The organism is Nonomuraea sp. NPDC051941 (genome assembly GCF_044593615.1).
In genome coordinates this window covers 18,230-35,796 of the sequence record NZ_JBIUCF010000063.1, presented here as the reverse complement: position 1 = coordinate 35,796, position 17,567 = coordinate 18,230, and the positions used below count along the sequence as shown (strand labels likewise).

The 17,567-nt window shown below is 68.0% G+C and carries 18 protein-coding genes and 1 pseudogene; 10 read left to right on the top strand and 9 right to left on the bottom strand.

The features are described from left to right. Positions 1-53: 53 nt before the first annotated feature. Positions 54-494, top strand: coding sequence for an RtcB family protein (locus ACIHFD_RS59000; protein WP_397374401.1), 441 nt, complete (start codon positions 54-56; stop codon positions 492-494). A 1-nt stretch (position 495) separates the two neighbouring features. On the opposite strand, the gene ACIHFD_RS58995 is transcribed toward ACIHFD_RS59000, so the two are convergent. Then, positions 496-1,227, bottom strand: a complete 732-nt coding sequence (locus ACIHFD_RS58995; protein ID WP_397374400.1) for a DUF305 domain-containing protein — start codon at positions 1,225-1,227, stop codon at positions 496-498. Positions 1,228-1,666: 439 nt separating this feature from the next. Between ACIHFD_RS58995 and ACIHFD_RS58990 the strand changes: the two genes are divergently transcribed. The 4 genes and pseudogenes from ACIHFD_RS58990 to ACIHFD_RS58975 form a co-directional block, all read left to right on the top strand. After that, positions 1,667-1,888 (top strand): SHOCT domain-containing protein, encoded by a 222-nt coding sequence (locus ACIHFD_RS58990; RefSeq protein WP_397374399.1) that lies wholly within the window; start codon positions 1,667-1,669, stop codon positions 1,886-1,888. After that, positions 1,866-2,126: a hypothetical protein gene (locus ACIHFD_RS58985; protein ID WP_397374398.1), complete on the top strand. Its 261-nt coding sequence runs from the start codon at positions 1,866-1,868 to the stop codon at positions 2,124-2,126. The genes ACIHFD_RS58990 and ACIHFD_RS58985 overlap by 23 nt, the downstream gene beginning before the upstream one ends. Continuing rightward, the gene (locus tag ACIHFD_RS58980) at positions 2,123-4,750 is read left to right on the top strand and encodes a heavy metal translocating P-type ATPase (RefSeq protein WP_397374397.1); all 2,628 of its coding nucleotides are present in this window, start codon (positions 2,123-2,125) and stop codon (positions 4,748-4,750) included. Before ACIHFD_RS58985 ends, ACIHFD_RS58980 begins: the two co-directional genes overlap by 4 nt. Before the next feature lie 182 nt (positions 4,751-4,932). Continuing rightward, positions 4,933-5,088 (top strand): annotated as a pseudogene (locus ACIHFD_RS58975) (PadR family transcriptional regulator); the annotation flags it as partial. Here ACIHFD_RS58975 and ACIHFD_RS58970 read toward each other — a convergent pair. Further along, complete coding sequence (locus tag ACIHFD_RS58970) at positions 5,023-5,583, bottom strand: CBS domain-containing protein (protein WP_397374396.1); 561 nt, start codon at positions 5,581-5,583, stop codon at positions 5,023-5,025. The pseudogene ACIHFD_RS58975 and the gene ACIHFD_RS58970 sit on opposite strands and share 66 nt — an antisense overlap. A 211-nt stretch (positions 5,584-5,794) precedes the next feature. Between ACIHFD_RS58970 and ACIHFD_RS58965 the strand changes: the two genes are divergently transcribed. Next, positions 5,795-7,111: a nicotinate phosphoribosyltransferase gene (locus ACIHFD_RS58965; protein WP_397374395.1), complete on the top strand. Its 1,317-nt coding sequence runs from the start codon at positions 5,795-5,797 to the stop codon at positions 7,109-7,111. A 185-nt stretch (positions 7,112-7,296) separates the two neighbouring features. Here the strand turns inward: ACIHFD_RS58965 and ACIHFD_RS58960 are convergent, their stop codons facing one another. Continuing rightward, positions 7,297-7,722 (bottom strand): Hsp20/alpha crystallin family protein, encoded by a 426-nt coding sequence (locus tag ACIHFD_RS58960; RefSeq protein WP_397374394.1) that lies wholly within the window; start codon positions 7,720-7,722, stop codon positions 7,297-7,299. 144 nt (positions 7,723-7,866) lie between these two features. On the opposite strand from ACIHFD_RS58960, the gene acsA reads away from it, so the two are divergent. Next, a complete protein-coding gene (acsA, locus tag ACIHFD_RS58955; RefSeq protein WP_397374393.1) occupies positions 7,867-9,645 on the top strand; it encodes an acetate--CoA ligase in 1,779 nt (592 codons plus the stop codon). 8 nt (positions 9,646-9,653) lie between these two features. On the opposite strand, the gene ACIHFD_RS58950 is transcribed toward acsA, so the two are convergent. The 4 genes from ACIHFD_RS58950 to pdhA are packed head-to-tail and all read right to left on the bottom strand — an operon-like array spanning position 9,654 to position 13,238. Then, positions 9,654-9,905, bottom strand: a complete 252-nt coding sequence (locus tag ACIHFD_RS58950; RefSeq protein WP_397374392.1) for an acyl carrier protein — start codon at positions 9,903-9,905, stop codon at positions 9,654-9,656. Then, positions 9,902-11,263 carry a 2-oxo acid dehydrogenase subunit E2 gene (locus tag ACIHFD_RS58945; RefSeq protein WP_397374391.1) on the bottom strand — a complete coding sequence of 454 codons (1,362 nt, stop codon included), beginning with the start codon at positions 11,261-11,263 and terminating at the stop codon, positions 9,902-9,904. The genes ACIHFD_RS58950 and ACIHFD_RS58945 overlap by 4 nt, the downstream gene beginning before the upstream one ends. After that, positions 11,260-12,237, bottom strand: a complete 978-nt coding sequence (locus ACIHFD_RS58940; RefSeq protein WP_397374390.1) for an alpha-ketoacid dehydrogenase subunit beta — start codon at positions 12,235-12,237, stop codon at positions 11,260-11,262. The genes ACIHFD_RS58945 and ACIHFD_RS58940 overlap by 4 nt, the downstream gene beginning before the upstream one ends. Beyond that, complete coding sequence (gene pdhA, locus ACIHFD_RS58935; protein ID WP_397374389.1) at positions 12,234-13,238, bottom strand: pyruvate dehydrogenase (acetyl-transferring) E1 component subunit alpha; 1,005 nt, start codon at positions 13,236-13,238, stop codon at positions 12,234-12,236. Before pdhA ends, ACIHFD_RS58940 begins: the two co-directional genes overlap by 4 nt. 229 nt (positions 13,239-13,467) lie before the next feature. Between pdhA and ACIHFD_RS58930 the strand changes: the two genes are divergently transcribed. Further along, a complete protein-coding gene (locus ACIHFD_RS58930; RefSeq protein ID WP_397374388.1) occupies positions 13,468-14,211 on the top strand; it encodes a fructose 1,6-bisphosphatase in 744 nt (247 codons plus the stop codon). Beyond that, positions 14,126-14,596, top strand: a complete 471-nt coding sequence (locus tag ACIHFD_RS58925; RefSeq protein WP_397374387.1) for a fructose 1,6-bisphosphatase — start codon at positions 14,126-14,128, stop codon at positions 14,594-14,596. The genes ACIHFD_RS58930 and ACIHFD_RS58925 overlap by 86 nt, the downstream gene beginning before the upstream one ends. On the opposite strand, the gene ACIHFD_RS58920 is transcribed toward ACIHFD_RS58925, so the two are convergent. Continuing rightward, positions 14,581-15,432: a universal stress protein gene (locus tag ACIHFD_RS58920; protein WP_397374386.1), complete on the bottom strand. Its 852-nt coding sequence runs from the start codon at positions 15,430-15,432 to the stop codon at positions 14,581-14,583. The genes ACIHFD_RS58925 and ACIHFD_RS58920 overlap by 16 nt on opposite strands. 253 nt (positions 15,433-15,685) lie before the next feature. Between ACIHFD_RS58920 and ACIHFD_RS58915 the strand changes: the two genes are divergently transcribed. Continuing rightward, positions 15,686-16,267 carry a hypothetical protein gene (locus ACIHFD_RS58915; protein WP_397374385.1) on the top strand — a complete coding sequence of 194 codons (582 nt, stop codon included), beginning with the start codon at positions 15,686-15,688 and terminating at the stop codon, positions 16,265-16,267. A gap of 39 nt (positions 16,268-16,306) precedes the next feature. On the opposite strand, the gene ACIHFD_RS58910 is transcribed toward ACIHFD_RS58915, so the two are convergent. Then, positions 16,307-17,194 carry a universal stress protein gene (locus tag ACIHFD_RS58910; RefSeq protein WP_397374384.1) on the bottom strand — a complete coding sequence of 296 codons (888 nt, stop codon included), beginning with the start codon at positions 17,192-17,194 and terminating at the stop codon, positions 16,307-16,309. Between the last annotated feature and the right edge of the window lie 373 nt (positions 17,195-17,567).

Here is a 17,567-nt window from a genome sequence, read left to right as displayed (position 1 = left end):
TCGTTGAGGAGACGCCCTATCGCTTCCGCATCGAGCGGTACGGGTCGATGCGTGTGCCCGGCGTCATACTGGCCTCCCGAGAACTGCTTCCGGAGGACCAGGCGCTGCAGCAGATCGTCAACGTGGCCGCCCTGCCAGGTATCGTCCGTGCCTCCTACGCAAGGCCTGACCTGCACTGGGGATACGGATTCCCGATCGGCGATGTGGTCTCCCCGGGTGGGGCCGGTTTCGACATCTCCTGCGGAGTGCACCTGCTCGCGGCCGACATCGATCGCGACCGGCTGGCGACTCGGATGAACCACCGGCTCCTGGATCGCCTCGATCACGTCATCCCGCAGGGTGCCGCGCGTGAGGCCGTCTGGCACCTGGCTGGGCGGACACAGCTGGAAAGGTCCTGTACGGCGGCGCCCGGTACGCGGTCGAGCAGGGCCACGCTGTGGCGTGGGATCTGGAGCGCGGTCGTTGGCTTCCTGCGATTGCAGGGCGTCCGCTGAATCAGGTGCCCGTCGGCGAGGGCTCCGTGGGCGTCGACTGGCCGGGCGTTCCCGGCATTTGCGGGCCCGGCGTCATGTCCGGCATGTGAGGCCCTGGCGTCATACCGGGCATGCCAGGCACTTGCGAGATACAGGGCATGTTCTGTTCTCCGAACCACTGGACCAGGTATCGCCGCATCGTGCGGACCTCCGCCCACTGGTCGTTACGCACCGTGCGGGCGAAGCCGGCGACCTCGGAATGCTGCGCCTCACCGTGCATGAGGAGCTGCTGCGACATCATGATCGCCATCATGTGGTGTGGGATCATGTGCTGCAGGAACGTCTTGTCGAGCTGATCTCCCGAAAGCGCCGACAGGTCGGGCATCGTGGTCGCGCTCGGGCTCGGCGTCGGGCTCTGCCGGTACCACCGCTCCAGCCAACCCCTCATCTTGCCGACCTCGGCAGTCTGCGTCGTGACGATCGACTGCCCGAGCCGTCGCATCTCGGGCCGCTCGGAACGCTGCAGTTGCCGCGCCGCGGTAATGGCATCCTCGTGGTGCGGCACCATCTGCGACAGGTAGTCGTACTCGCTGGTGATGGGATGCATTCGCCCCATGCCCGGGCAGGTCGGCTGCATACCCGTAGGAGAAGGACTTGGGGACGGCATCGGCGGAGACGTCATGGCCGCCGCTGTGGCCCCCGAGACTGCGGTGATGGCGGCCAGCAATGCCCCCGCGGCGATTCCGGTCTTCATAGAGCGTCGCTTCATGCGTCCCCCTAACGCCGATCCGACACCTACACCCACGGTAGCCTCACTGCTCTGACCGGCCGATGGGAGGTCCGCCGGCCCCTGACCGGACTGCCTGCCCGGAGCCGCGCGCTCCGCTGACGCGAGCACCGCTCCCAGGGGCTCAAGGCGGTCCACGTCCGTCTGGCGCCGACGAGGTGGGCGACACCGCAGGATCGGCCGGGGCTACCCCGGCGCGCCCACGAGAACGCGTCACCCGTCGTCGTTTGTGTATTGCTTCGGCTCAGGCCTCGGCGTTTTCCGACTAATTGCTCTCGGATCAGGGACGAAGGTCTCTGTGTCCACGATCGGTCGCCCGCACAGGATGAAGGAACCGAACGCATCCGAGGTGATGACGATGATGTGGTGGGGCGACAATGGCATGGGTGGCTGGGGATATGCACTCATGGGACTGGGCACCGTGGTGTTCTGGGGATTGGTGATCACGGCGATCGCGCTGGCCGCCCGTCACGTGGGCAGGACCACCAGCACGGGGCCCGCTGCCCCGCTGCCGACGGCGGAGGAGTTGCTGGCGCAGCGCTACGCACGAGGCGAGATCGACACAGACGACTACCACTCCCGGCTGGACACCCTGCGGGGCCAGCATGACCACCCGGTTCGCGGCTGACCGCGGAACGCCTGTGATCAACGTCCGGGACGGGGCCAGGCGATGCGACCACATGGTGCTGTTCGCCGGCGCGCCGGTGACCACGGTCCTCCTGGCGGCACTTGTTCTGGCGTGCCCGATGACGATGCGGTCCATGGGCGGCGAGCAGGCCGGCCGCCAGCGCCACCAGACGCTTGAGCGCGACCCGATGCCTGAGGACGGCCAAGCCCGGAACGTGAAGGGAACCGATGCGTCATGACCGCATCCGACTGGATGGTCATCGCGGTTTCAGCGGGGCTGCTCGCCTTCATCGCCTGGCACTTCTTCGGCCCGAGAAAGAGCCATCTCGCGGACCTGCACGAGGGAGTGCAGGAGATCGAGGTCACCATCAAGGGCGGGTATTCGCCCGACGTCATCCGCGCCCGCCAGGGTGTTCCGCTGCGCCTGGTTTTCGACCGCCGGGAAGGCGGTGAGTGCACCTCGCACGTGGTCTTCCCTGACTTCGGGGTCGACCGGGTGCTGCCCGCGTTCCAGCGCACCGCTGTCGAGTTGACCCCGTCCGAGGCCGGCGAGTACGGCTTCGCGTGTGGCATGAACATGGTGCGCGGCCACCTGATCGTCGAACCCGGCACCGACGATCAGCCCGCACATGGTGAGACGACCGTGAACCCGCACTCCGAGAACACCGCGGACCGGAAACGTGTCGGCGTACCGAACCTCGCGAATGCGGAAGGCGGAGACGATGCCGAGGCGGCCGAGCGGCGGGCGGAGATCCGGGACCTGTCGCGCCGGGTGCTGATCGGCACGGTGCTGACCGCACCGGTGGCGCTGGCGGTGATGGCGCACGAGTTCTTCGGCGCCGCCTGGGTGCCGGCGTTCCTGTTGGAGCGCTGGGTGCAGTTGGTGCTGATCACACCGGTGATGTTTTACACCGGATGGCCCATCCACCGGGTGGGCTGGCTGAGCCTGCGCCACCGGGCGGCCGAGATGAACAGTCTCATCACGCTCGGCACGAGTGCCGCCTACAGCTACAGCCTGCTGGCCACCGTCGCCCCAGGGCTGCTGCCGCCGGCGCTGCGGGACGTCTACTACGAGGCCGTCGGCGTCATCCTGACGCTGATCCTGCTCGGCCGCCTGCTGGAGGCCCGCGCCAAGGCCGGCACCGGCGAGGCGATCCGCAAGCTGATCGGGCTGCAGGCCAGGACCGCCCGCGTGCGCCGCGACGGCGCCGAACGGGAGATCCCCATCGCCGAGGTCCTGCCCGGCGACCTGGTGATCGTCCGGCCTGGCGAAAAGGTTCCGGTGGACGGCGTGATCGTCCAGGGTCGCTCGACGCTGGATGAGTCCATGGTCACCGGCGAGTCCATCCCGGTGGAGAAGGAGCCCGGCGACCGGGTGGTGGGCGCGACCGTCAACCAGACCGGCGCCTTCGCTTTCCGAGCCGAGAAGGTCGGCGCCCAGACGGTGCTGGCCCAGATCATCCGCCTGGTGCAGGCGGCGCAGGCGTCCAGGGCGCCCATTCAGCGCCTGGCCGACCTGGTGTCCGGCTACTTCGTCCCGGCGGTCATGGCCATCGCCGTGGTCACGTTCGCGCTCTGGTACGTCGCCGGGCCGGCACCCGCGTTCACGCTCGCCCTGGTGGCGGCGGTCGCGGTGCTCATCATCGCCTGCCCCTGCGCGCTCGGCCTGGCCACCCCGCTGTCGATTATGGTGGGCACCGGCAAGGGGGCCCAAGCCGGCATCCTGATCCGCGACGCCGCCGCGCTGGAGAGCGCGCACCGGCTCGACACGATCGTCCTGGACAAGACCGGCACCATCACCTGCGGCCGGCCCGCCTTGACCGACGTGCTCCCCGCCGGCACCCGGACCGAGAACGACCTGCTCCGATTGGCCGCCTCCGCCGAACGCGTCTCCGAGCACCCGCTCGGCCAAGCGGTGGTCACCGGAGCGGCCGAACGCGGTCTGGTTCTGACCGACCCCTCCGTCTTTGGGTCGGTGACCGGCCAAGGCGTCTTCGCCACCGTTGAGGGCCACCGCGTGCTGATCGGTGGCCACCGACTGCTGTCCGCCGAAGGAGTCGAGGTGGCGCCTCTGGAGGCGACCACGGACCGGCTCGCCGCAGCGGGCCGGAGCCCGATCATGGTCGCCGTCGGTGGCGAGCCCGCCGGGGTGCTCGGCGTCGCCGACACCGTCAAGGGTGACTCCCGCGACGCCGTGGCCGCGCTCCAGTGGCTCGGCCTGAACGTCGTGATGATCACCGGCGACAACCGGCGCACCGCCGAGGCCATCGCCCGCCAGGTCGGCATCACCCGTGTGCTGGCCGAGGTGCTCCCCGCGCACAAGGCCGCCGAGATCGCCCGGCTGCAGGGCGAGGGCCGCCGGGTCGGCATGGTGGGCGACGGCGTCAACGACGCGCCCGCCCTCGCCCAGGCCGACGTCGGCTTCGCCATCGGCACCGGCACCGACGTAGCGATCGAGGCATCGGATGTCACCCTGATCTCCGGGGCACTGGAGGGCATCGTCACCGCAGTCCGGCTTTCCCGCGCCACCATGCGCAACATCCGCCAGAACCTGTTCCTGGCCTTCGTCTACAACGTGGTCGGCATTCCCATCGCGGCTGGCGTCCTGTATCCGTTCCTGGGACTGCGGCTCTCGCCCATCATCGCCGCCGGCGCGATGGCCCTGTCCTCACTGTCGGTCGTCGGCAACGCCAACCGGCTGCGCCGCTTCACCCCGCCGGGCCTGCCCCCTACGCCGCAGATCCCGGCCGGTCTGGCCGCCACCGTCGAGACCGGGAGCGAACCGGAGCAGGCAGCCGATCCGGCCTGTGGCATGCAGGTCGACACCGCCACCGGGTCCGTCGAACGAGACCGATCACGGTAGTCGGACGCGATGCAAATGTGACAGTACGTCTGTGGGCCGCATGTGCGCCCAGCTCGCTGCTCGCCCGGCCCTGCACTGCTCAAACAACGGGTGACCGCGCCGTTCCATGGGGGAGGCCTAGCATCGGTGGCCGATATCGGTTTCGTCATGTGCTGGGACCCGAATGGGGATAGGGGGCGGGGATGAGGGAGTTCCAGCGCGGGGCGGTGCGGCTGCACATCCTGCACCATGCCGCCGAGCAGGACATTCACGGGGCGTGGATGACCGAGGAGCTAAAGCGGCACGGCTATGCGATCAGTCCCGGCACGCTGTATCCGACGCTGCACCGGCTGGAAGCCGACGGATTGCTGTCCTCGCGGCAGGAGGTGGTTCAGGGCCGGGTGCGGCGGGTCTACCGAGGCGGGGGTGGCGGCGCTGGCCGAGGACCGCAGGGCGTTGCTGGAGCTGGCGCGTGAGGTGCTGCCCGAAGCGGACCGGCCGCCGGGGACTGTCTGAGCCCCTGGGCGTGGGACTGCCTCAAGCGGGACGGTGACGGCGGGACTGGTCATCAGGTTGGCGGCGGTGTCGCCCCTTGCCTTCTGGCGGCTCTTGGGATGGCGCAGCCGGGTGCGCAGCGGCGGGCGGTAGCCCTCACCGTAGAACTGCTCGCGAAACTCCTCTTTGCACAGCAGGTCGGCTTCGGAGACCACGCCGATCACGTGGTTGTCGTCGTCCAGGACCGGAACGGCGCTGACGCCGTTGCTGACGAGCGTTTCGGCGAGCTCCTTGAACGGGGTGGCGGCGGTGACGGAGACAACCTTGTTCGTCATCACGTCCTCATCGGTCATGCTCATGGCCGGTCAGCTCCCTCCTGCTCCGTACGAGCACACCTCGTACTTCCAAGTCGCTTTCATCACAGCTCCAGGCGAAGGGCGGGAAACAGGGCCGGAAGTCCCGAGCGGTGATGGCCATCGCGACACTCTGAGTCCTATCCGGGACTTTCGACCCGCCTGACCAGGCCGATCGGCCGCTGTTCACACCGGCTGCCGGACAGATACTTGCGCTATGAGCGGTGCTCTGCTGACGGATCTGTACGAGCTCAAGATGGCCGCAAGCTACCTGCGCCACGACATGACCGGCCAGGCCACCTTCAGCCTCTTCGCACGCAAGCTGCCGCCAAGCCGCGGGTTCCTGGTCACTGCGGGGCTGGCCGCGTGCCTCGACTTCTTGGAGTCGTTCTCCTTCGACCGGGACGATCTTGCCTACCTTGCCGATGTCGAGAAGCTTCCGCCGGAGACCGTGGAGTTGTTCAGGAAACTGCGCTTCACCGGGGACGTGTGGGCGATGCCGGAGGGGCAGGTCGTGTACGCGGGGGAGCCGCTGCTGGAGGTGACGGCGCCGATCGCCGAAGCGCAGCTGGTCGAGACCGTTTTGCTCAACCACATGACCTTCCAGACCAGTGTGGCCACCAAGGCGGCGCGCTGTGTCCTCGCCGCCGGTGGCGCCGACCTGATCGATTTCGCCTTCCGCCGCACGCAGGGAATCGATGCCGCGATGGCCGTGGCCCGTACGACCGCCATCGCAGGCTTCTCGGCCACCAGCAATGTCGAGGCGGCGCGTAGATACGGCCTGCAGGCCGTGGGCACCATGGCGCACTCGTACATCGAGGCGTTCGGCGACGAACGGACCGCCTTCGAGACCTTCGCCCTCGATCACGGCGGCATAACCACCTTCCTCGTCGACACTTACGACACTGTGGCGGGAGTACGAGCTGTCATCGACGTGGTCAGACGGCTACGTCTGCCGGGCACGGTCGGCGTCCGGCTCGACTCGGGCGACCTGGCCCAGCTTGCCCGGAAGGCCCGGCAGCTGCTCGACGGGAGCGGTCTGCAAGAAGCCCGCATCCTGGCCAGCGGCGGCCTTGACGAATACGCCATTGCCGACCTCGTCGCCCAGAACGCCCCCATCGACGCCTACGCCGTGGGCACCAAAGTGGGCGTATCCGCTGATGCTCCATATCTCGATAGCGCCTACAAACTGGTCGAGTACGACGATTGCCCGGTGATGAAGCTGTCGCCTGGCAAGATCACTGCTCCAGGCAAGAAGCAGGTTTTTCGCGGTCTATACGCCGATGTCGTGGGACTGCGCTCCGAGAAGGCACCTCCAGGCCATGTGCCGCTGCTCGTTGCCGTGATGCGTGAAGGGCATCGGCTCACGCCTGCCGAACCGCTGGCCGAAGTGTCGAAGCGGTGCGCCGCCGCTCTGGCCCGGCTTCCCGAAGCCGCCCGCGCACTGCATGAGCCCGTACCGCCCCCGGTGCGTCAGAGCCCCTCCCTTACCCGGCTGTGCACTCAGGTGCGAGCAGCACTCGCCGCGGCGTAGAGCACAGCAGAGCCGGCTTTCCGAGCTCGTGAAGTGCCTAGCGCCCAGTAGGGCGAGCCTCGCCGCATCGGCATCACCGCCGTCCTACGTCATGACGATGTTCTGTCCCGGGCACGATCAAGACCGATGGGTCGCGTGGTTACACGGCGACGCCATCGGCCTGGTCGTTCGTCGTCCTGGGCTGATCACTCCTTCGGCTGGGTGGCTCCCTCGATGGGGATGTGCCGTCCTTCTGGCCTCTTTTCGGCCAGCCCCACGCTCACTTCGAGGATCCCCTGGTCGTAGACGGCCTTGACGTCGTTCTCGTCTGCTCCCTGAGGCAGCGAGATGGAGCGGGTGAAGGCCCCGTACCGGAATTCGGTGCGGTACTGCTCCCGGTGCTCCTCGCGCCGCTCCGCGTGGATGGTGAGGACCCCATTGGTCAAGTCGATCTCGACATCCTTCTCGGGATCGATCCCTGGCAGTTCGACGCGGAGAACGTACCTGCCATCCCTGACGTAGTCCTCGAACCGCATGGACTGCCATGTGCGCGACCGCATAGCGGCCAGCGGCTCTTCGAACCAGTCGAACAGATCGGGTAGGAAGCGCTCCCTACGCATCAGCGTGTCCATGGATACCTCCATGTCCTTTCGGGTGCTATATGGGTATTAATCCCATTTGTAGAGGCTTCGGTGCAGGGGCGGAGGTCCTGGGTGCCGGGGTCTTTCGGCCCGCCGTGTCGCCGGTGCGGTCCAGCCGATGGGAGGGGATTCGTGATGACGTGGGATCTCATCCACAAAGCCGGCCGCCAGACTGCCGCGCCCAACCTGGCCGACTATGGGAAGGAATGCCGCACGTTTTCCTGGGAGACGGCTCAGCGGGCCTTCCTCTGCGGGCTGCCCGGTGGCCGGGGGCTGAACATCGCGTACGAGGCCGTCGACCGCCACCTGGATGGGCCTCGGCGCGACCACGTGGCGCTGCGGTGTGTGAGCAAAGATGATCAGATCGTCGATCTGACCTACCGGGATCTTCATGTCGCGACGAACCGCTTCGCCAACGTGCTGCGCGGCCTGGGCGTCGGCAAGGGTGAGAGAGTGTTCACCCTCCTCGGCAGGACGCCCGAGCTCTACGTGACGGTGCTGGGGACGCTCAAGAACGTCGGCGTGCTCTCCCCGCTGTTCTCCGCGTTCGGCCCCGAACCGATTCGCGAGCGGCTGCGTCTCGGGGACGGGCGTGTGCTGGTCACCACCCCTGAGCTGTACGCGCGGAAGATCGCGGCCGTTCGAGAGTCCCTGCCGGGCCTGAAACACGTGCTGGTGACCGGTGGCGGGCCCGCGCCTGAAGGCACCTTGCTCCTGAACGACCTGATGGCGGGCGCCGGCGAGGATTTCGAGATACCGCCCACCGACCCGGAGGACATGGCGCTGCTCCACTTCACCAGCGGCACCACAGGCAAGCCCAAAGGCGCGGTGCACGTGCACCAGGCCGTGCTCGCCCACCACGTGACCGCGGTCTACGCCCTCGACCTGCGACCGTCGGACGTCTTCTGGTGCACCGCCGATCCCGGCTGGGTCACCGGTATGTCTTATGGCGTGATTGCGCCCCTCAGCCTCGGGCTCACCCTCGTCGTGGACGCGGGGGAATTCGACGCCCGCCGCTGGTATCGCGTGCTACGGGACCAGCGGGTGACCGTCTGGTACACCGCCCCGACCGCCCTGCGCATGCTCATGCGCAGCGGCGATGCCCTGCCCCGTGAGTACGATCTGTCCCGGCTGCGGTTCATCGCCAGCGTCGGTGAACCGCTCAACCCCGAAGTGACGGTCTGGGGTCTGCGGACGCTCGGCCTGCCGGTCCATGACAACTGGTGGCAGACGGAGACCGGCGCCATCATGATCAGCAACTATGCCTCGATGGACATCAAGCCGGGCTCCATGGGGCGTCCCCTGCCCGGGATCGAGGCGGCGCTGCTGGAGCGAGGTGAGGACGGTCGCGCCCGCGTCGTCGACGGTCAGGTACGGGTGATCGAGGATCCCGATGTCGACGGGGAGCTCGCGCTGCGACCTGGCTGGCCCTCGATGTTCCGCGGTTACCTGGGCGAGCCCGAGCGGTACGCCAAGGCGTTCGCTGGAGGCTGGTATCTGTCCGGCGACATCGCCCGCAGAGATCAGGACGGGTATTTCTGGTTCGTGGCGCGCGCCGACGACGTGATCAAGTCGGCAGGTCACCTCATCGGGCCGTTCGAGGTGGAATCGGTGCTGATGGAGCATCCTGCCGTCGCCGAGGCCGGAGTGATAGGCAGGCCCGACCCGGTGGCGGGCGAACTGGTGAAGGCGTTCGTCACGCTGAACTCCGGCTACGAGCCCGCCGAGGCGCTCCGGCGCGAACTGGTCGCCTTCGGCCGCCGCAGGCTGGGCGCGGTCGCACCGAAGGAGATCGCCTTCGATCAGAACCTGCCGCACACCCGTAGCGGCAAGGTCATGCGCCGTCTCCTGAAGGCCCGTGATCTCGGCCTTCCCGAGGGCGACATCTCGACGCTGGAGCACCCCGCCCAGTGAACGCCGCGTCATCCAGGTCCGGTGCGGGCAGCCAGGAATTCAGCCCCTTCCGCCACGCTGGTAAGCGCGGGGTAGTCGTCCTCTTCGATGCGGTAATCGCTGGCATCGCTCAGCGCTTCGACGAAGCTGAGGAAATCCAGCGAGTCCAGTTCGAGGGCGTCGCGGAAGTCGGCGTCCGGCGGAAGCGCCGTAAGGTCCGATTCCGGCGCCACCTGGGCCAGCGCGCGCTCGATGAGCTCACGCGCCTCCTGCGGTGTCATAGCACCTCCGGATGGTTGAGCAGCCGGTCGACGGCGGTGAGGAACCGGCCCCCGGTGAAGCCGTCAGTGGCACGATGATCGGCCGCGAGCGTGACGGTGACCACCGGCCGAACCCCGAGCAGCCCGTCGACCGCCCAGGGACGGTCGAGAATCTTGCCGAAGCCGACAAGAGCCACCTGCGGGGGGTAGATGACACCGTGAACGGCCTCCACGCCCTGGTTGCCGAGGTTGGTGACGGTGATGGTGGCCTCGGTCATCTCCGAGCCGCGCAGCCGGCCGGCACGCGATCGTGCCACCAGGTCCTTCAACCCGGCCATGAGATCGCCGAGATCGCGGCCGGTGACATCGTGCAGGGCGGGCGCGATCAGGCCGCCGCCCTTGAGCGAGATCGCCACACCCAGGTTCACCGATTCGCCGGAAACGAAGGCGTCGTCGACCCAGAAGCCGTTGAGCTGCGGGATCTCCTCGGCGGCGCGTGCGGCGGCCTTGAGGAGCAGAACCGCGGGCAGCAGTCGCTGGGAGACCGGCAAGTTGCGGTTACGTTGGCGTAGCCACTCCAACGCGGCGCTCATGTCCACGGTCGTGCTCAGGTAGTAATGCGGGATCTCCCGTTTCGACCTGGCCATCGCACGTGCGATCGCCTGGCGCATCGCGTCCCGGCGGTCTTCCATCCCAGGCTCTCCGACTGGAGCCGCCTCTACGGCTGGCGCTTCCTGCGGTACGCCGGCTCGCGCCGCCGCCTCGCGGACGTCATCGGCGCGAATCGTCCCTGAGCGGCCCGTGCCCTGGACGGAGCCGAGGTCGATGCCGAGGTCCAAGGCGATCCTGCGGGCGAGGGGCGAAGCCCTCGCCCGGGGCTCGGCGCGTTCGACGTCCGCCCGGGTCACCCGTCCGCCCGGGCCGGTGCCGTGCACGGCCGTCAGGTCGAGCCCCCGCTTCTCGGCGAGGTGGCGCACGATCGGGGACGTGACGGGCGGCGTGAGTTGCGGGACTGGTTCCGAAACCTTGGCTGCGGGCTCCGGACGCGGCCGCTTCCCCCTGGCCCGTGCCGGCGGCCGTTTCCGGACGGCCGGTCTCGGCTCGGCGGCGACACGAGGCTCGGCCGGGGCCGCGGTGCCGGCGATGAGGGCGAGGGGCGTACCGATTGGGACCCGCTCTCCGACGTCCACCAGCAGGCTGTCCACCACACCCGCATGGAATGACTCGACCTCGATCAGGGCTTTGTCGGTGTCGATGACCGCGATGACGTCGCCCTTGCGGACGAGGTCTCCGGGATGGATCAGCCATTCGGCGACGCTGCCCGACTCCATGTCGGCGCCGAGCGAGGGCATCCGGAACTCCGCCGGTTCGCCCGTCATGCGGCGATCACCTCTTGCGCCGCCGCGACGATCGCGGGCACCTGGGGAATGGCGGCCTCTTCCAGATGGCGCGCGTAGGGGATGGGGATCTCGGCGGTGCACACCCGCGCGATCGGCGCGTCGAGCTGGTAGAAGGCCTGTTCTACGATGCGGGCGCTGATCTCCGCCGACAGACTGCTCGAGCGCCAGCCCTCGTCCACGATGACGACGCGGTGGGTCCGGCTGACCGACTCCATGAGAGTGGCGTCGTCGAGGGGACGCAGGGTGCGCAGGTCGATCACGTCTGCCTCGATGCCCTCGGCGGCCAGGACATCGGCCGCCGACAGCGTCTTTCCCGCTGTGCCGCCGTAGCCGATCAGCGTGACGTGTTCGCCGGACCGTCTCAGTGCCGCATGGGAGATGTCCACCGGCCCGGGGCGCGGCACCCCCGACAGGTTGTACAGCGAGCCGTGCTCGAAGATCAGAACAGGATCGGGGTCCTCCAGCGCCGGCCAGAGCATGCCGCGGGCGTCCTCCAAGGTCGCGGGGGCGAGGATCTTCAGGCCGGGGATGTGGGCATACCAGCCCTCCAGGCTGTGCGAATGCTGCGCGGCCAGTTGCCTTCCGGCTCCGGTGGTCATCCGGATCACCAACGGGACGTTGAGCTGCCCACCGGACATATGCAGGAGCGTCGCGGCGTTGTTGAGGATCTGGTCAAGGGCCAGCAGCGAGAAGTTGACCGTCATGACCTCCACGATCGGCCGCATCCCGCCAAGTGCCGCCCCGATCCCAGCGCCGACGAAGGCCGCCTCGGACAACGGGGTGTCCCGGATTCGTTCGGGGCCGAACTCCTCCAGCAGGCCCAGGCTCACGGCAAAGCAACCGCCGTAGGCTCCGACGTCCTCGCCCATGAGGAAGACGCGCTCATCGCGGCGCATCGCCTCGCGGATCGCCTCTCTCATGGCCTCGCGGTAGGTGGTCGTGCCCTCGGTCAAGACGTCACCTCCGGGCGCCTCGTCGGGATCTCGCTGTAGACGAACCTGGTGAGGTCCTCCTGTTGCTCGACCGGCGCCTGCTCAGCGAAGGCGACGGCCTGATCGATCTCTTCGGCCACCTCCTTCTCGAGCAGAGCGAGATCGTCGCCGGTGAGCTCCTGCGCCGCCGTCATCCGTGCGATGAGCGCTTCGATCGGATCACGTTTCTTCCACTCCTCGACCTCGGCCTTGTCTCGGTAGCGCTCCGGGTCGTACATCGAGTGCGCACGGAAGCGATAGGTGCGCAGCTCCAGGAAGTGCGGACCCGCACCTGCCCGGATCGACTCCGCGGCTCTGGCCGCTGCCTCGGCGACCGCCGGTGCGTCCATGCCGTCCACCGGCCAGGCCACGACGCCGTAGCCCGCGGCGCGCAGCGCCAGGTCGGTCTGGGCGTGTGTCTTCGCCAGTGCGGTACCCATCGCGTACAGGTTGTTCTCGCAGGCGAACAGCACCGGCAGCCCCCAGAGCGCGGCCAGGTTGAGGCACTCGTGGAACTCGCCTTCGGCCATCGCCCCGTCGCCGAAGAAGCACGTGGTCACACGGTCGCGCCCGTGGAATTTGTCGGCCAGGGCGAGCCCGACCGCGAGGGGAAGGCCGCCGCCGACGATCGCGTTCCCGCCGTAGAAGCCGTGGGCGGTGTCGAAGAGGTGCATGGAGCCGCCCCGCCCCCTGCTGCATCCCGCGGCCTTGCCGTACATCTCGGCCATGATCGCCGTGGCCGGCACCCCGCGGGCAAGCGCGTGCCCGTGCTCCCGGTACGTCGACACGACCACGTCGTCCGGGGCCAGGGCCTGGCAGACCCCGGCGGCCACGGCCTCCTCGCCGATGTACAGGTGCATGAACCCGCGGATCTTCTCGCTGCTGTAAAGCTCGACGCAGCGTTCCTCGAACCGGCGGATGCGCAGCATCTGGCGCAGCAACTCGCTGTGCTGATCGGTCCCCGTTCTGCCCTTGCGTCCCATGAGTCTTCCCTCGCCTCTCATGACCCAGACCGCCCAGGTGATACGGCCTGCTCAGAACGGCGTCATGAGTACTTCACAAACCCCAGTTCCCCGTACGGCGATAACCATCCCCACGTGGCCCGCCTATGACCCGATACGAAAGTCCCGCACGGCGAGGGACCAAATCCTCTAACCGGACAAATTGCCACAAACAAAGACTGAGAGAAGGAATCATCAGGAGGCGATCAAGGTGATCACTCTCAGTATCATCAAGGCCGACACCGGAGGGTTCGTCGGTCACTCGGCCGTGCATCCGGACATGATGGCCGAGGCTCGTCGTGAAATGACCCGAGCCATCGAGTCAGGGCTGCTCATCGACGGCCACGTGGCCAGTTGCGGCGACGACGTCTCGCTCATCATGACCCACACCTACGGTCCCGACGCGGATCTCATCCACTCCTTCGCCTGGGACACCTTCCAGGCTACGACGCACATCGCCAAGGAACTCGGTCTCTACGGCGCTGGCCAGGATTTGCTGTCGGACGCCTTCTCCGGCAACCTACGCGGCATGGGGCCCGGCTATGCCGAGCTCGAGTTCGAGGAACGCCCTTCGGAGCCGGTGATCTGCTTCCTGGCCGACAAGACCGAGCCCGGAGCGTGGAACCTGCCGCTGTACAAGATCTTCGCCGACCCGTTCAACACCGCTGGGCTTGTCATCGATCAGAAGATGCACGCCGGTTTCACCTTCGAGGTCTACGACCTGTACGAGGAGAAGCGCATCATCTTCGACTGCCCCGCCGAGCTGTACGAGATGCTCATGTACATCGGCGCCCCGGCTCGCTATTGTGATCCACACCGTCCGTTCCAAGACGCTCGGCGAGACCGCGGCCGCTACCAGCACCCAGCGGTTGTCGCTCATCGCGGGCAAGTATGTCGGCAAGGACGATCCCGTGATGATCGTTCGCTGCCAGTCAGGGCTGCCTGCCGTGGGTGAGGTGCTGGAGCCGTTCACGTTCGCCTACGGGGTCGCCGGCTGCATGCGCGGCTCGCACCACGCACCGCTCATGCCCGTCCCCAGCGATGACGCACACCCGTCGCGTTTCGACGGTCCACCGCGCGTGGTGGCGTTGGGCTTCCAGATCCACGACAGCAAGCTGATCGGTCCGCGCGAGCTGTTCGCCGACCCGGCCTTCGACCGGGCGCGCGAGCAGGCGAACGAAGAGATGGACTACTTCCGCCGCCATGGTCCGTTCGAGCCGCACCGGCTGCCGCTGGACGACCTGGAGTACACCACGATGACGGTCCTCAGGGAGAGGCTCGCCGGCCGCTGGACTCCCATGACGACCGAGCTGGCCACAGCAGGTCAGCGGCCAGGTTGATCGTCGCCACGGCGGCGGACCACGGCCACCGGGCAGTGAGCGTGGTGCAGCACGCCGTGGCTGACGGAGCCGAGCACGGCTATCCCATGCCTGCGAGTGCCCACCACGAGCAGGTCCGCGTCTTTGGACGCCTCAGTGAGTGCCGCGACCGGATGCACGGAGGTGATGTCCACGATCGCGTCGACCTCAGGGTGTCTGGCCCGCCAAGGGGTGAGCCGATCGTGGACAAAGTCGTACTGGGCTCGTTGTAGCCGGTCCAGGTCGAGCGTGGCCGCGTGAATGGGGACGGCGTAGGCGTAGAGGACGCGCAGCGGCACTCCGCGCAGGGACGCTTCGGCGAAGGCGTGGGCCAGGGCGGGCTCGGAGGAGTCGGTCTCGTCCAGGCCGACCAAGAGCCGCCCATGGTCAGCCTCGACCGAGCGTACGACGACGACCGTGCCGGGGGCATGGCCCGCCACCCGCAGGCTCACCGAGCCGAGCAACGCGCTCGCGAATCTGCCCCGGCCGCGCGAGCCGACCACCAGTTCGGCGGCCGGTTTCGCCTGCGCCCGCAGCTCCGCCACCGGCGATCCGATCTTCACTGTGGTGGCGACCTCGATGCCGGGCCAGCGGGCCGTGACAGTCTGGGCCTTCTTCTCCAGCATCGCCTCGGCGGCCTCCCTGAGGCTCTCCATCAGGCCAGGGATCGGGTAACGCGGGAGATCGTATGAGCCGTGTTCGATCACATGCACGAGCTCAAGCCGAAGCCCTTTGCGTGCGGCGTCGACAGCCGCCCACGCGATGGCGGCATCGGCGCCCGGCGAGTCGTCAGTCCCCACGACAATGACGTCGTTCATGGTTGCGCCTTTCGCTGGCCGTTGAGGACGTCGTACCGGCCCTCTGCCCGAAGTGTGGCAAAACCACGGCAAAGATCCTCAAGGCTGGCCGCTCATCCGGAGTCGTTCGCCTCCGGTGAGCCGAGCCCTGTGGAGAGAGAAGGTCCAAGGCCCCGCTGAGGCCGGGTCGTATGCCCCTGTCGTGAACCGCTGCCTCCGCCGCAGGCTGAAGGATGGGGGGAGGTACGTGATGAGGCTCGGGGGTCAGTGGGTGATGCTTCGCGCGCGCCGGTACTGGCTGGGGCGCAATGCGCTCCGTCGTCGCTCCGATCGGCTGGAAGCGGCAGGTGTGGTCGTCACGTTGGTTCTGCTGCTGTTCAGCGTCTGGCCGGCCGTCGTCGTGGGACGGTCGGTCTATGACAGAGGCCTGCAGGCCGAGCAAGCCGGCCCGGGCATCCGCCAGTCGGTGGCGGCGACCCTGGTCCGGGATGCGCCGTACATTCTTCCTTCGGGGGATGGCGCGGAGCCGGGATCACGCGCTCCTGCGCGGTGGACGGCTCCGTCCGGTGAGCGGAAGATGGGCGAGGTGGCTGTGCCCGCGGGCACCAGAGCGGGTACGTCCGTAAAGGTATGGATCGACGGTCACGGCGAGTTGACCACTCCTCCGACGAGCCACGCGGAAACACTAACGGGCGCCCTGGTCGCGGCCTTCCTGGTCGTCGTGGGATCGGCGGCCACGCTGTCGTTGGCCTTCCGGGTCTTCAGAGCGGCGCTCGACAGACGCCGGTACGCGGCGTGGGATGCCTCCTGGGCGGAGGCATGCGCGCGGTGGCGTCGCCGCAAACCTGACGGGTAGCCCGTTACATCTCACTCGGCGTACAGCGAGAGCCGAAGATCAGGTTTTGCCCGCCACGGCGATCACGACCAGCGGGCCCTTGGCGTACTGGACGAGGGCATGGCTGACCGATCCGAAGAACGCGCTGACAGGGCCGTGCCCACGTGACCCCACCACCAGCAGACCGGCCTCCGCGGACGCCCTCAGCAGAACGTCGACGGGATGCCCGCGGACCAGCCGCGGCACCAGCTTGACCGCTGGACGGCGATCGCGGAAATCCGCGATCGCTGCCTCCAGGAGTTGCCGATGAGCGTCCGGTTCTCCTACGAGGCCCGTAGTCTGGCCGCCGCTCACCGGGTTCCAGGCGTGGACCGCGTACAGTTCGGCGCCGCGTAGAGAGGCTTCTGCGTAGGCGAACTCCATCGCGGTCTCGGCGCCGGATGAGCCGTCCACGCCGACGACCACCTCGTTGCGCGGATGTTCGGGGAGAGGTCGCGCCACGACCACTGGGCAGGTGGCCTGGCCAGGGGTGCCGAGCGCCACCGAGCCGGCCAACTGCTGCCAGAATCCGCCCGTTCCGTGGCTTCCCACGACCAGGAGCTCCGCGTCCTTGGAGGCCTTGATCAGCCCGAGCCGGGGATCACCGGTCAGGATCTGTGTTTGCGCTTCGCCCGTCCGTACATGCTGCAGAGCGTCCTCCAGCACGAACAGGGCGTGCTTGTGGACACATTGCCGAACCTCCTCGGAGGCGGCACCGGCGGGCAGATCCAGGGCCGGTATGACATGTACGAGATGTACCGCGACACCTCGCATGGCGGCCTCGTGCGCAGCCCATTCCACCGCCATGAGGCTCGCCTGCGAACCGTCCACACCAACCACGATCACGATATCCTCCCAGGCTCCTTGCCATTCCCCTGCCCCGTCTCGACGGCGTGCCGCATCCCTCATCCGATCGCACTGGGGACGGCCGGATTGTGCGTCTCTCCATGTGCTTCCCGGCCTGGTCGCCCAGCGCATGGGACGAAAGACCCATCCGCCAGGGACGGACGGCTCTGCTGTCACGGCCCGGGGTCGGGGGAGTCTATGAATGAGCGCACCCGCCAATGAGGGAACGGAAGGGTCGTCCATGTGCAGACGGCGATCCCCCTCGAGATTGGAGAAGGCAATGTGGGAGTCCTCTCCGGAAAGCCCGGATCGCTAGCCCTGATGCCCAGATCGGCGGGTGCATTACCATCCCGGAGGCGTTCTCGGCCAGCCGCGGGCTTTGACGCGTATGTCCCGCCGTGCTAGGGCCGTTGGCCCTCAAAGAGCAGGACTTTCG

Excerpts from the sequence above, each read along its gene's own strand:
- ACIHFD_RS58915 (WP_397374385.1), top strand. The coding sequence starts at position 15,686 with ATGCTTCGCGCGCGCCGGTACTGGCTGGGGCGCAATGCGCTCCGTCGT.
- ACIHFD_RS58985 (WP_397374398.1), top strand. The coding sequence starts at position 1,866 with ATGACCACCCGGTTCGCGGCTGACCGCGGAACGCCTGTGATCAACGTC.
- ACIHFD_RS58945 (WP_397374391.1), bottom strand. The coding sequence starts at position 11,263 with ATGACGGGCGAACCGGCGGAGTTCCGGATGCCCTCGCTCGGCGCCGAC.
- acsA (WP_397374393.1), top strand. The coding sequence starts at position 7,867 with ATGACGTGGGATCTCATCCACAAAGCCGGCCGCCAGACTGCCGCGCCC.
- ACIHFD_RS58960 (WP_397374394.1), bottom strand. The coding sequence starts at position 7,722 with ATGGACACGCTGATGCGTAGGGAGCGCTTCCTACCCGATCTGTTCGAC.
- ACIHFD_RS58920 (WP_397374386.1), bottom strand. The coding sequence starts at position 15,432 with ATGAACGACGTCATTGTCGTGGGGACTGACGACTCGCCGGGCGCCGAT.
- ACIHFD_RS58995 (WP_397374400.1), bottom strand. The coding sequence starts at position 1,227 with ATGAAGACCGGAATCGCCGCGGGGGCATTGCTGGCCGCCATCACCGCA.
- pdhA (WP_397374389.1), bottom strand. The coding sequence starts at position 13,238 with ATGGGACGCAAGGGCAGAACGGGGACCGATCAGCACAGCGAGTTGCTG.
- ACIHFD_RS58965 (WP_397374395.1), top strand. The coding sequence starts at position 5,795 with ATGAGCGGTGCTCTGCTGACGGATCTGTACGAGCTCAAGATGGCCGCA.
- ACIHFD_RS58990 (WP_397374399.1), top strand. The coding sequence starts at position 1,667 with ATGGGACTGGGCACCGTGGTGTTCTGGGGATTGGTGATCACGGCGATC.
- ACIHFD_RS58910 (WP_397374384.1), bottom strand. The coding sequence starts at position 17,194 with ATGAGGGATGCGGCACGCCGTCGAGACGGGGCAGGGGAATGGCAAGGA.
- ACIHFD_RS58950 (WP_397374392.1), bottom strand. The coding sequence starts at position 9,905 with ATGACACCGCAGGAGGCGCGTGAGCTCATCGAGCGCGCGCTGGCCCAG.
- ACIHFD_RS58970 (WP_397374396.1), bottom strand. The coding sequence starts at position 5,583 with ATGAGCATGACCGATGAGGACGTGATGACGAACAAGGTTGTCTCCGTC.
- ACIHFD_RS58980 (WP_397374397.1), top strand. The coding sequence starts at position 2,123 with ATGACCGCATCCGACTGGATGGTCATCGCGGTTTCAGCGGGGCTGCTC.